Here is a 12625-nt window from a genome sequence, read left to right on the forward strand (position 1 = left end):
GGTCACCGTCGTCGGCGGCCTGGACCGGGCCCGGTGTCGGCTCGACGACCGGGTGGCCGTCATCGGCACCGCTGACCGCACCCGGGCAGGCCGGGCCGCCACTGCGAACGGACGGGTTTGAGAACGAAACCCTGTGTGGCAGGCTGGCGGTGTGACCTCCCCCACGCCTTCGGCCCCGCCCGCCCTGCCCGGCCGGCCCTGCTCGATCGCCGCCGCGCTGCACGTCGTCGGCGAGAAGTGGGCCCTGCTCGCCGTCCGCGAGCTGCTCTACGGCAACCACCGGTTCGACCGGATCGCCCGCAACACCGGCGCGCCCCGGGACCGGCTCACCGCCCGGCTGCGGGCCCTGGAGGAGGCCGGCGTGGTGGAACGCCGCGCCTACAGCGAGCGGCCGCCGCGCTACGAGTACCACCTCACCGAGGCAGGCCGCGATCTGGTGCCGCTCACCCAGGCGCTGCTGGGCTGGGGCGACCGCTGGCTGCAGGCCGAGCCGCCGGTCGGCCTCCGGCACACCCCCGAGGGGCACCCGCCGCACCCGTACGACCCGGCCTGGGTCTGCCGCACCTGCGGAGAGGAGGGGCACCGCGCCGACCTCCAGGTGGAGATCCACAGCCCGGGCTGGACCATGGAGGGCCCTGTGGAGCGGTGACCGCCGGACCCGGACGCTAGGGTCGGGGCATGCACGGTCGTGATGCCCACAGTGATGAACCGGTCCGGGTGACCGCCTGGGTGCGGGGGAAGGTCCAGCAGGTCGGCTTCCGCTGGTGGACCAGGGCACGGGCGCTGGAGACCGGACTGACCGGGTACGCGAGCAACCTCGGCGACGGCCGGGTCCAGGTGGTGGCGGAGGGCCTGCCGGCCGACTGCGAGCAGCTGCTGGCGCTGCTCCGCGGGCCCGACACGCCCGGCAGTGTTTCGGGTGTGACCGAGATCTGGACCGCCGTCGGCAGCGGCTACGACGGCTTCGAGATCCGCTGAACCCGGTGCCGGAGCGGGCTCCGGGCCCGCCGCCGCGGGACGGCCGGGAAAAGATCGGCAACCGGCGGTGTCATACGGTTGCCATCCGGGCAGACTCGTGGTTGACTCCGCTTCGAACGATGATCCACGAGCACCTGGTGGAGACCGGCCCGAGACCCCCCGGCGTGACCACACCGCCAGGCAGGTGACAGGGGCGCGGTAGCGTGCGGTGATCGTGTTGACCCTTTCCGTCTTTGGTGAGACGCTTGAAGCCCGCGCACACGACCGCGTTTATCCGGTAGGCGTATACCCCGTGGGCCCAGCTCACGGTGGTTGTGCCTTGGTGCCCAGCCAGCACCGCCGGTGACGCGCCGCGCGTGCGTCCCCCTTCCCCCTAGACCTCACCGTTCCGGTTCGGTCACTCAGCGTGGAGGACCATTCATCATGGCAAAGGCGCTTCTCGGGTACGTCGGCGGCCCCGACCCGCGAATGCTCTCCGAGATGCGACGGCTTCAGCAGCGCGTCCAGGACCTCGAAGCGGAGCTCCTTCGGATGCAGGCTGAGAACGACGCGCTCACCGCTGTCGCTGACGAGCACTCGCTGCTCAACAGCATCGATCTGGACCAGCGGGAGCCGGCTCTCACCTGAGTCCCGCCCGGTCTGAAGCAGATCGACGCCGCTGTGCACTGAGCCGCCCCGATCAAGGGACGCAGCTTGCAAGGGACGCCCCGCGTGGCGTCCCTTCGTCGTGTCCGGAGGCGAAGGGATCTTCCACCGGCGGGCCCGGACGTGTCCGCACACGTCCGGGCCGGTCAGCGCCGGATACAGTCGCCGCTGAGGCCCCGGAAAGTCGGCCCGGTGAGCGATGAGGAGACCGGCGCGTGCACCTGAAGAGTCTGACGCTGCGCGGGTTCAAGTCCTTCGCCTCCGCCACCACGCTGCGGTTCGAGCCCGGCATCACCTGCGTCGTCGGCCCGAACGGCTCCGGCAAGTCCAACGTCGTCGACGCGCTCTCCTGGGTCATGGGGGAGCAGGGCGCCAAGTCGCTGCGCGGCGGCAAGATGGAGGACGTCATCTTCGCCGGGACCAGCGGGCGCGCCCCGCTCGGCCGCGCCGAGGTCAGCCTCACCATCGACAACTCCGACGGCGCGCTGCCGATCGAGTACGCCGAGGTGACCATCACCCGGACCATGTTCCGCAACGGCGGCAGCGAGTACGCGCTCAACGGCGACACCTGCCGGCTGCTGGACATCCAGGAGCTGCTCTCCGACTCCGGCATCGGCCGCGAGATGCACGTCATCGTCGGCCAGGGGCAGCTCGACTCCGTCCTGCACGCCGACCCGACGGGCCGCCGCGCCTTCATCGAGGAGGCCGCCGGCGTCCTCAAGCACCGCAAGCGCAAGGAGAAGGCGCTGCGGAAGCTGGACGCGATGCAGGTGAACCTCAACCGGGTCCAGGACCTGGTCGCCGAACTCCGCCGCCAGCTCGGCCCGCTCGGCCGGCAGGCCAGGATCGCCCGGCGCGCGGCCGGCATCCAGGCCGACCTGCGGGACGCCCGGCTCCGGCTGCTCGCCGACGACCTGCTCACCCTGCGCCGTGCCGTCGAGGCCGAGGTCGCCGACGAACTGGCACTCGGACTCCGCCGCTCCACCGTCGAACAGGAGCTGGCCCGGGCGATCCAGCGCGAAGCCGTCCTGGAGGCGCAGGTCCAGCAGCTCGGCCCGGGCCTGGAGGCCGCCCGGCAGACCTGGTACCGGCTCTCCGCGCTCGCCGAACGCACCCGCGGCACGGTCGGGCTGGCCGAGGCCCGGGCCCGGCACGCGGCCGCCGGCGGGCAGACCGAGGAGCGCCGCGGGCGGGACCCGGAGGAGTTGGAGCGGGAGGCCGAACGGGTCCGCGAGGAGGAGGCCGCGCTGGCCGAGGCGCTGGAGGAGGCCCGGTACGCGCTGGCCGAGGCGGTCGAGACCAGGGGGGAGCTGGAACGCGGACTCGCCGCGGAGGAACGCCGGCTCAAGGACGCGGCCCGGGCCATCGCCGACCGCCGGGAGGGCCTCGCCCGGCTGCAGGGCCAGGCCGCGGCGGCCCGCTCCAAGGCCGCCGCCGCCGAGGCCGAGAGCGGCCGGCTCGCGGAGGCCCGCGACGAGGCGCTGCTGCGCGCCGAGGCCGCCCGGCAGGAGTACGAGGAGCTGCGCGACCGGGTCGACGGCCTGGCCGGGGACGACGAGCGCACCGATGCCGCGCACGAGGACGCCCGGGAGCGGCTCGCCGCCGTCGAACGCGACCTGGCCGCCGCCCGCGAGGAGGCCGGCGCCGCCGAGCGGGAGCGGGCCGGGCTGACGGCGCGGCACGAGGCGCTGGCGCTCGGACTGCGCCGCAAGGACGGCAGCGGCGCGCTGCTGGCCGCCGGGGACCGGCTGGCCGGGCTGCTCGGCCCCGCAGCCGCACTGCTGCGCATCGAACCCGGTCACGAGACCGCCGTCGCCGCCGCGTTCGGTGCGGCCGCGGACGCGGTGGCCGTCGACTCGCCCGGCACCGCCGCCGAGGCGCTGCGCCTGCTGCGCAAGGAGGACGCCGGCCGGGCCGCCCTGCTGATCGCGGACGCCCCCGCACCGGCCCCGGTCGCGGGGGAGTTGCCGGCCGGCGCCCGCTGGGCAGCCGAACTGGTCGACGGGCCGCCCGGGTTGCTGCCGGCCGCGCGGGCCCTGCTGGCCGGCGTCGTGGTGGTCGGCTCGCTCGACGAGGCGGTGGCCCTGGTCGGCGCACACCCCGGACTGGCCGCCGTCACCGCCGAGGGCGACCGGCTCGGCGCGGGCTTCGCGCACGGCGGCGCGGGCGGTGCGCCCAGCCTGCTGGAGACCCAGGCCGCGGTGGATGAGACCGCCCGGGCGATCGGTGAACTGGCCGTCCGCTGCACCGAGTCCGCCGAGCGGCTGGCCGAACTCACCGGGCTGCGCCAGGAGTCGGCCGCGGAACTGGAGCAACTCGCCGCGCGCAGGCGGCAGGCCGAGAAGGAACGGGCCGAGGTTGCGGGCACCCTCGGGCGGCTCGGCGGGCAGTCCCGGGCCGCCGCCGGCGAGGCCGAGCGGCTCGCCGCCGCCGCCGACCGCGCCGGGCAGGGGCTGGCCGGCCTGCTCGCGACCGCCGAGGAGTCGGCCGAGCGGCTCGCCGTGGCCGAGGCGTCGGCGGAGGAGGGCGAGGACGAGCCGGACGCCGCCGAGCAGCAGCGGCTGGCTGCGGCCGCCACCGCCGCGCGGCAGACCGAACTGGAGGCCAGGCTCGCCGTCCGCACCCACGAGGAGCGGGTCCGGGCGCTGAGCGGCCGCGCCGACCAGCTGGACCGGGCCGCGCACGCCGAACGCGAGGCGCGCGCCCGGGCGGCCGAGCGCCGCCGGCGCGCCGCGCACGACGCCGGGGTGGCGAACGCCGTCGCGGCGGGCGCCCGGCAGCTGCTCGCCTGCCTGGAGGTCTCCCTGGCCCGCGCGGACGCCGGGCGGGCCGCCGTCGAACAGGCGCGCGGGGAGCGCGAGGCGGAGCTCAGGGAACACCGCGAGCACGGCCGCGAGCTCAAGGCCGAGCTGGACAAGCTGGTCGACGCCGGACACCGGGACGAGGTGCTGCGGGCCGAGAAGCGGATGCGGATCGAACAGCTGGAGTCCCGCGCACTGGAGGAGTTCGGCATCGAGGGCGGCGAACTGCTCGCCTCGTACGGGCCGGACCAGCCCGTCCCGCCGTCAGCCGCCGGTGCCACCGGCGACGAGGGGCAGGAGCCCGGCGAGCCGCGCCGGTACGACCGGGCCGAGCAGGAGAAGCGGCTGCGGGCGGCCGAGCGGGCGTACCAGCAGCTCGGCAAGGTGAACCCGCTGGCGCTAGAGGAGTTCACGGCCCTGGAGGAGCGCCACAGGTTCCTCGGCGAGCAGCTGGACGACCTCAAGCGGAGCCGCCGCGACCTGCTCGGCATCGTCAAGGACGTGGACGAGCGGGTCGAGCAGCTGTTCACCTCCGCGTACCACGACACCGCCGCCCAGTTCGAGGGCGTGTTCTCCCGGCTCTTCCCCGGCGGGGAGGGCCGGCTGGTGCTGACCGACCCGGACGACATGCTGACCACCGGCGTCGAGGTGGAGGCCCGCCCGCCGGGCAAGAAGGTCAAGCGGCTCTCGCTGCTCTCCGGCGGCGAGCGCTCGCTGACCGCGGTGGCGCTGCTGGTGTCGATCTTCAAGGCCCGGCCCAGCCCGTTCTACGTGATGGACGAGGTGGAGGCGGCCCTCGACGAGACCAACCTGCGCCGGCTGATCGGGATCATGGAGGAGCTGCGGGAGAGCTCCCAGCTGATCGTCATCACCCATCAGAAGCTGACCATGGAGTCCGCCGACGCCCTGTACGGGGTGACGATGAAGGGCGACGGGATCTCGCAGGTGATCAGCCAGCGGCTGCGCTGAGGCGGTTCGCGCCCCATCGGTACCGTCCGCCTGCGGTCCGTCCGGGGCTCGGTCACGGATACTGGGTGGCGTTATGGAATACGTGATTCTTGCCGTAGTCATCGCCGTGGTCGCCATCGCCGCGATCGCCGGCCTCGTCGTTTCCGGCAGACGACGCCAGCAGCTGCCCCCGAAGTCGCAGGCGCCGGTCATCACGGCGCCCCCGACCCCGCGCGAGCCCGCCGTCGGCGAGGAGGCCGCGCCGCCGACCGAGGAGCCCCGCCGCACCGTCGAGGAGGTGGAACTCCCGCTTCCCGAAGCGGAGGCGGAGGCCGGAGTGGAGGCCGCCCCCGAGACGGCCGAGGCCGTCGAGGAGGTCCCGGCCCTCGAAGTCCCCGAGCCCACCGCCGGCCGGCTGGTCCGGCTGCGCTCCCGGCTCTCCCGCTCGCAGAACTCGCTGGGCAAGGGCCTGCTCTCGCTGCTCTCCCGCGAGCACCTCGACGAGGACACCTGGGAGGAGATCGAGGAGACCCTGCTGATCGCCGACGTCGGCGTGGCCCCCACCCAGGAGCTGGTCGAGCGGCTGCGCACCCGGGTGAAGGTGCTCGGCACCCGGACGCCGGACGAGCTGCGCGGGCTGCTCCGCGAGGAGCTGGTCGAGCTGGTCGGCAAGGACGCCGACCGCACCGTGCGCTCCACCAAGCACGCGGCGGGCCCGGCCGTGGTCCTGGTCGTCGGCGTCAACGGCGTCGGCAAGACCACCACCACCGGCAAGCTGGCCCGGGTCCTGGTCGCCGACGGCCGCACGGTGGTGCTCGGCGCCGCCGACACCTTCCGCGCCGCCGCCGCCGACCAGCTGCAGACCTGGGGCGAGCGGGTGGGCGCCCGGACCGTCCGCGGCCCGGAGGGCGGCGACCCGGCCTCGATCGCGTTCGACGCGGTCAAGGAGGGGATCGCCGAGGGCGCCGACACCGTGCTGGTGGACACCGCCGGCCGGCTGCACACCAAGACCGGCCTGATGGACGAGCTGGGCAAGGTCAAGCGGGTCGTCGAGAAGCACGGCCCGGTGGACGAGGTGCTGCTGGTGCTGGACGCCACCACCGGCCAGAACGGGCTGATCCAGGCCCGGGTCTTCGCCGAGGTGGTCGACATCACCGGCATCGTGCTGACCAAGCTGGACGGCACCGCCAAGGGCGGCATCGTGGTCGCGGTCCAGCGCGAGCTGGGCGTTCCGGTCAAGCTGATCGGTCTCGGCGAGGGTGCCGACGACCTGGCGCCGTTCGAGCCGGGTGCGTTCGTGGACGCGCTGATCGGGGACTGAGGCTCCCCGCCGTCCGAAGGGTCCGCTCCCACCGGGGGCGGGCCCTTCGTCGTGCCCGCCAGGGCGCGGCGACGCCCAGGAGGCGAGCGGGTGGGACGGGCGCCCCGGGGCGGTGGTCCGGCGGGCGGGCGGAACTACGACGCGAGCCAGGCGGGCTCGGGGGTGCGCTCGCGGCCGCGGTGGCAGGCGTAGGCGAGGGTGCCGAGCAGCAGCCGGGCCTCGGGCGGGCAGCCGGCGTTGTCGCGGGTCGGCCGGCGCAGCCAGCGGACCGGGCCGAGGCCGCCGAGCACGGTCGGCGGGGCGGCGACGTAGCTGCCCTCGCCGTGGCAGGCGAGGTCGAGCGCCGCGTCGTCCCAGCCCATCCGGTACAGCAGGTCGGGCAGCCGGCGGGCGGTGCCGGCGGCGACCAGGAACTGCAGCCGGCCGGTGGGGGAGGCCAGCACGGGGCCGACCTGGGTGCCCATCCGCTCCAGCCGGACGAGCGCCTGCAGGCCGGCCTGCTCGGGGACGTCCAGGACGTCGAAGGCGCGGCCGGTGGGGAACAGCACCGAGACGTCCGCGGCGGAGCGGCCGGCCGGCGCGGTGCCGGGGACCGGGTGCAGGCCGGGCGCGGCGCAGCGCGGCGTGCCGCAGTGGCAGGCGGCCGGGGTGGTGACCGCACCGGCCGGGTTGCCGACGGCGACGGCCCAGCCCCAGCGGCCGGTGTACTCCGCGGCCGCCTGGGACGCGGTGACCCGGGTGCGGCGGCGCGCGCCCAGCGGGGCCAACCGCAGGTGCCCCAGTCGAAGTTCGCCGAACAGGTTGTCCATGCCTCCCCCAACAGGTTCTGGTTGCCGATGGTTACGGGATCGTGACTTTGCGTTGATTGTCCGTTGCGTTGTGCGTTGTGCGGTGGCGGCGCGCGGCGCGTGGCGCGCGCCAGGTGTGGGGTTGTGCCTCGGGCGCCCCTTGTGACGGACGGTGCCGATGCCGGATCGTCGTGTGCGCGGGAGGGCCGTCGATCAGGCGGGCGGCAAATCCGCCGGTGGCTGCTGTGGGTTGCCTGCGGCCCGGGGCCGGTGGGGACTTGGCGGCCCGCATATGCCGGACCGTCGGGACCTCCTAGTGAAGCGTGTGCGGACTTGCTTCGGTTCACTCATGGGGGTGGCGAAAGGTGGCGTTTCGCCAGGGCCGCTCCCCCGGGTGGCGCGCGGGGCACTACGTTCAGCACACGGACATCGTCGGAGAATCCGCTCCAGGCCCTCGGGGGACGGGAGTTGGGGATCCTGGCGGATCGTCCGCCAGGATGGCACACCAGTACGACCAACGGTTCGGCGAGCGAATCCGGGGCCGGAGATTCCGGCGAACGGGGCGGGTGGTGCGGGCCGGTGGTTTCGGCACCACCTCAGGTACGGCACGTCTGGCAAGAGCCCGCAAACCGTCGGGCGGTCACGATCGGGGGCCCCGGAGCAGGGGCCGGGCGGGATGGGGACGTTACCCATGGCAGAGAAGCAACCCAATGAGAAGCTGACCACGTGGTTCACCCGCAGCGGCTGGTCGAAGGGCGAACTCGCCCGCCAGGTCAACCGCCGGGCCCGCCAGATCGGCGCCCACCACGTCTCCACCGACACCTCGCGGGTGCGCCGCTGGCTCGACGGCGAGCAGCCCCGCGAGCCGATCCCGAAGATCATGTCGGAGCTCTTCTCGGAGCGGTTCGGCTCCGTCGTCTCCATCGAGGACCTCGGGCTGCGTGCCGTCGTCCCGGTCTCCACCGTGGGCGGCGGGGTCGACCTGCCGTGGAGCGCTCCGCAGACCGTCCAGCTGATCAGTGACTACTCGCGCAGCGACCTGATGCTCAACCGGCGCGGCTTCCTGGGCACTTCGCTCGCCCTGACGGCCGGCGCCGCGCTGATCGAACCGATGCAGCGCTGGCTCGCCCCCGGCCCGACCGGCATGCCCACCCCGATCCTGACCGCGGCCAACGGCGGCGAGCCGTTCACCGGCCGGCTCTCCGAACCCGAGCTCGAACTGCTCGAACAGACCACCGTCATGTTCCGCCAGTGGGACGCCCAGAACGGCGGCGGGCTGCGCCGCAAGGCCGTCGTCGGCCAGCTCCACGAGGTCACCGACCTGCTCCAGGAGACGTACCCAGAGTCGACCACCAAGCGGCTGTTCCGGCTCACCGCCGAGCTGGCCCACCTGGCCGGCTGGATGTCGTACGACGTCGGCATGCACCCGAGCGCGCAGAAGTACTACGTGCTGGCGCTGCACGCGGCCAAGGAGGCCGGCGACCGCCCGTTCGGCGCGCTGATCCTCACCGACATGAGCCGGCAGATGATCCACCTCAACCGCGGCGAGGACGCCCTGGAGCTGATCCACCTGGCCCAGTACGGCAGCCGCGACACCGCCACCCCCCGCCAGCAGTCGCTGCTCTACGCGATGGAGGCGCGGGCGTACGCCACCATCGGCGAGGTGAACCGCTGCGCCCGGGCGGTCCGGCTGGCCGAGGACACCTTCACCGACATCCGCGAGGGCGACGGCGACCCGGACTGGCTGAAGTTCTTCTCGCCGGCCGAGCTGAACGCCGAGAACGCGCACTCGTTCCGCGACCTCGCCTACCACTCCGACAACGCCGAGCTGTACGCCTCGATGTCCGCCCCGGTGATGGGGCGCGCGGTCGACCTCTTCCGGCAGGACGGCGACCACATCCGCTCGTACGCCTTCAACCTGATCGGCATGGCCAGCGTGCACCTGCTGCAGAAGGAGCCGGAGGAGGCGGCGGTCTTCGCCGAGCAGGCGGTGGACATCGCCACCAAGGTCCGCTCGGAGCGGCTGAACTCCCGGGTGCGCAAGACCACCGAGGCCGCCGCCGCCCGGTACCAGGGCGTGGACGCGGTGAGCCGGCTCCAGGAGCGGGTGGTCCAGGACATCCCGGAGTACGTCTCGGTGGTCTGAGCCGCCGCCCGCCCCGCGTCGGCCCGCCCCGCCGGCTCCACCGACCGTGACGGCCGCCGCCGCGGTCGGTGGCCGTCACGGCAGCGGTAGGGGCCGTGCTCGCGGGCCGTCGCGTTCGGTGGCGGCGGCGGCACTCCTCGTGCCGCGCGGCGGCACGGTAACCCATCCGGCCGCGCGGCACGGCCGTGGTTCACGCAGGCGTAACCCCTGCGTCGCCGCCGTCACGGTCGCGAAACAACCGGCCGCATCGGCCGAAACCAGCCTTCGGCACGCTCCTTCTCATCGCCGACACCCCGGGTGGCACGGGACAGGTAACCCGGGTGTGGAGCGGCTTCCATTCATGAGGAGACGCCGATGCCGGACGGCTTCAGCGCGGGCGATACCGCCTTCGTGCTCATTTGTGCGGCCCTGGTCATGGTGATGACCCCGGGCCTGGCCTTCTTCTACGGAGGCATGGTCAGGGCCAAGAGCACGCTCAACATGCTGGCGATGAGCTTCCTCTCGCTGGGCATCGTCAGCGTGCTCTGGGTCCTCTACGGGTACTCGCTCAGCTTCGGGCCCGACGCGGGCGCCGGCCTGATCGGCAACCTGGACTTCCTCGGGATGCGCGGCATCGGGCTGAACGACCTGGCCGGGACGATCCCGGTCACCGCGTTCTCCGCCTTCCAGCTGATGTTCGCGATCATCACCCCGGCACTGATCAGCGGTGCCGTCGCGGACCGCGCCAAGTTCACCGCCTGGGGCCTGTTCATCGCCCTCTGGGTGACCGTCGTGTACTTCCCGGTCGCGCACTGGGTCTTCTTCTTCGACGGCGGGAACGGCGGCTGGCTCGGCGACCGCAACGGCGTGATCGACTTCGCCGGCGGCACCGCCGTGCACATCAACGCGGGCGTCGCCGGCCTGGCGCTCTGCCTCGTGCTGGGCAAGCGGGTCGGCTTCCGGAAGGACCCGATGCGCCCGCACAGCCTGCCGCTGGTGATGCTCGGCTCCGGGCTGCTCTGGTTCGGCTGGTTCGGCTTCAACGCGGGCTCGGCGCTGGCCGCCAACGGCGTCGCCGCGATGGCGCTCGTCAACACCCAGGTCGCCACCGGGGCCGCGCTGGTCGGCTGGCTGGTCTACGAGAAGCTGCGGCACGGCGCGTTCACCACGCTGGGCGCCGCCTCCGGCGCGGTGGCCGGCCTGGTCGCCATCACCCCGGCCTGCGGCTCGGTCTCCCCGCTCGGCGCGGTCGCGATCGGCCTGATCGCCGGCGCCGCCTGCGCCGCGGCGATCAGCCTCAAGTACCGATTCGGCTTCGACGACTCGCTCGACGTGGTCGGCGTGCACGCGGTCGGCGGCGCGATCGGCTCGCTGCTGGTCGGCCTCTTCGCCACCGGCACCGTCGGCCAGACCGCCAAGGGGCTCTTCTACGGCGGCGGCCTGGACCAGCTCGGCAAGCAGGCGATGGGCGTGGCCGTGGTCGCCGCGTACTCCTTCGTCCTCTCCTGGCTGCTCGCCAAGGCGATCGACAAGACGGTCGGCTTCCGGGTCGCCGAGGAGGTCGAGGTGGCCGGCATCGACCAGGCCGAGCACGCCGAGTCCGCGTACGACTTCAGCGCGGTGGGCGCCGGGCTGGCCCGGACCACCCCCGCTCCGGCCAGGGCCGTGGTCGCCGCCCCCGCCGCAGCATCCGCCGCTCCGCAGAGCACCGAGAAGACCGAGGTCGACGCCTGATGAAGCTCATCACCGCCGTCATCAAGCCCCACCGCCTTGACGACGTGAAGGCCGCCCTGCAGGCCTTCGGCGTGCACGGCCTGACCGTCACCGAGGCCAGCGGCTACGGCCGCCAGCGCGGCCACACCGAGGTCTACCGGGGCGCGGAGTACACCGTGGACCTGGTACCCAAGGTCAGAATCGAGGTCCTGGTCGAGGACGACGACGCCGACCAGCTGATCGACGTCCTGGTCAAGGCGGCCCGGACCGGCAAGATCGGCGACGGCAAGGTCTGGAGCATCCCGGTCGACACCGCCGTCCGGGTCCGGACCGGCGAGCGCGGCCCCGACGCCCTCTAGCCAGGTCATCGTTCTCCAGTCAGACCCACCCGCAGGCGGGCCTGTGACCACCCCGTGGCCGCAGGTCCGCCGACGGCATATCTCAGTGCAGCCCGCTCAACCGCACGACGGACGGGGACTTCGCATGGCCACCGGAACCGACGACTCCCTCGACTACGGCGCCGCCCGCGCCCGGCTGCTGGACGCACCCGGCCCCGCCGGCCGTGCCCGCCGCGCCGCGCTGTCCGCGCTCACCGACGACTGGCTGACCGGCCTGCTCGCCGGGGCCGGCGCCCCGGCCGGCGTCGCCCTGGTCGCGGTCGGCGGCTACGGCCGCGGCGAGCTCTCCCCGCGCAGCGACCTCGACGTCCTGCTGCTGCACGACGGCCCGCTCGACCCCGGGCTGCCCGAGCGGATCTGGTACCCGGTCTGGGACACCGGCACCGCCCTCGACCACTCGGTGCGCACCCCCGCCGAGGCCCGCGCCGTCGCCGCCGCCGACCTCAAGGCGCAGCTCGGCCTGCTGGACGCCCGGCACGTCGCCGGCGACCCGGCGCTCACCGCCGGGCTGCGCTCCGCCGTCCTCGCCGACTGGCGGGCCGCGGCCCCCGGGCGCCTGCCCGAGCTGCGCGAGCTCGGCCGGGAGCGGGCCGAGCGGCACGGCGAGCTCTCCTTCCTGCTGGAGCCCGACCTCAAGGAGGCCCGCGGCGGCCTGCGCGACGTGGTCGCGCTGAACGCGGTCGCCGCCACCTGGCTGGCCGACGCCCCGCGGGACGGCCTGGACGCCGCCGCACTGCGGCTGGCCGACGTCCGCGACGCGCTGCACCTGGCCACCGGCCGGGCCACCGAGCGGCTCAGCCTGCAGGACCAGGACGACGAAGCCGACGCCACAGGCGTCGTGCTCGTTTCGCGGGTCGTACAGGCCCTGAGCAGCAGGTCGCGCATCCGGAACGAGCGCGTACGGCGGG

10 protein-coding genes are annotated in these 12625 nt (G+C 74.1%); 9 read left to right on the forward strand and 1 reads right to left on the reverse strand.

The features are described 5' to 3' along the window. Positions 1-151: 151 nt before the first annotated feature. The 5 genes from ABZ885_RS25865 (at position 152) to ftsY (ending at position 6693) form a co-directional block, all read left to right on the forward strand. Positions 152-649, forward strand: a complete 498-nt coding sequence (locus tag ABZ885_RS25865) for a helix-turn-helix domain-containing protein (RefSeq protein WP_360193135.1) — start codon at positions 152-154, stop codon at positions 647-649. A gap of 29 nt (positions 650-678) precedes the next feature. Further along, the gene (locus ABZ885_RS25870) at positions 679-978 is read left to right on the forward strand and encodes an acylphosphatase (RefSeq protein ID WP_360193139.1); all 300 of its coding nucleotides are present in this window, start codon (positions 679-681) and stop codon (positions 976-978) included. Positions 979-1401: 423 nt separating this feature from the next. After that, entirely contained in the window at positions 1402-1605 is a 204-nt protein-coding gene (locus ABZ885_RS25875; RefSeq protein WP_045702518.1) for a hypothetical protein, read from the forward strand. 233 nt (positions 1606-1838) lie between these two features. Then, the gene (gene smc, locus ABZ885_RS25880; protein WP_360193142.1) at positions 1839-5393 is read left to right on the forward strand and encodes a chromosome segregation protein SMC; all 3555 of its coding nucleotides are present in this window, start codon (positions 1839-1841) and stop codon (positions 5391-5393) included. Positions 5394-5466: 73 nt separating this feature from the next. Further along, a complete protein-coding gene (gene ftsY, locus ABZ885_RS25885; RefSeq protein WP_360193145.1) occupies positions 5467-6693 on the forward strand; it encodes a signal recognition particle-docking protein FtsY in 1227 nt (408 codons plus the stop codon). Positions 6694-6827: 134 nt separating this feature from the next. Here ftsY and ABZ885_RS25890 read toward each other — a convergent pair whose 3' ends face one another. Then, positions 6828-7502, reverse strand: coding sequence for a bifunctional DNA primase/polymerase (locus ABZ885_RS25890; protein WP_360193148.1), 675 nt, complete (start codon positions 7500-7502; stop codon positions 6828-6830). A 670-nt stretch (positions 7503-8172) separates the two neighbouring features. Between ABZ885_RS25890 and ABZ885_RS25895 the strand changes: the two genes are divergently transcribed. The 4 genes from ABZ885_RS25895 to ABZ885_RS25910 form a co-directional block, all read left to right on the forward strand. Further along, positions 8173-9627 carry a hypothetical protein gene (locus tag ABZ885_RS25895; RefSeq protein ID WP_360193151.1) on the forward strand — a complete coding sequence of 485 codons (1455 nt, stop codon included), beginning with the start codon at positions 8173-8175 and terminating at the stop codon, positions 9625-9627. A gap of 354 nt (positions 9628-9981) precedes the next feature. Continuing rightward, entirely contained in the window at positions 9982-11340 is a 1359-nt protein-coding gene (locus tag ABZ885_RS25900) for an ammonium transporter (RefSeq protein WP_360193153.1), read from the forward strand. After that, complete coding sequence (locus ABZ885_RS25905) at positions 11340-11678, forward strand: P-II family nitrogen regulator (RefSeq protein ID WP_360193156.1); 339 nt, start codon at positions 11340-11342, stop codon at positions 11676-11678. Before ABZ885_RS25900 ends, ABZ885_RS25905 begins: the two co-directional genes overlap by 1 nt. A gap of 124 nt (positions 11679-11802) precedes the next feature. Then, a partial coding sequence (locus tag ABZ885_RS25910; protein ID WP_360193158.1) for a nucleotidyltransferase domain-containing protein occupies positions 11803-12625 on the forward strand: 823 nt, incomplete at its 3' end.

Source organism: Kitasatospora sp. NPDC047058, assembly GCF_040643935.1.
Lineage (GTDB): Bacteria > Actinomycetota > Actinomycetes > Streptomycetales > Streptomycetaceae > Kitasatospora.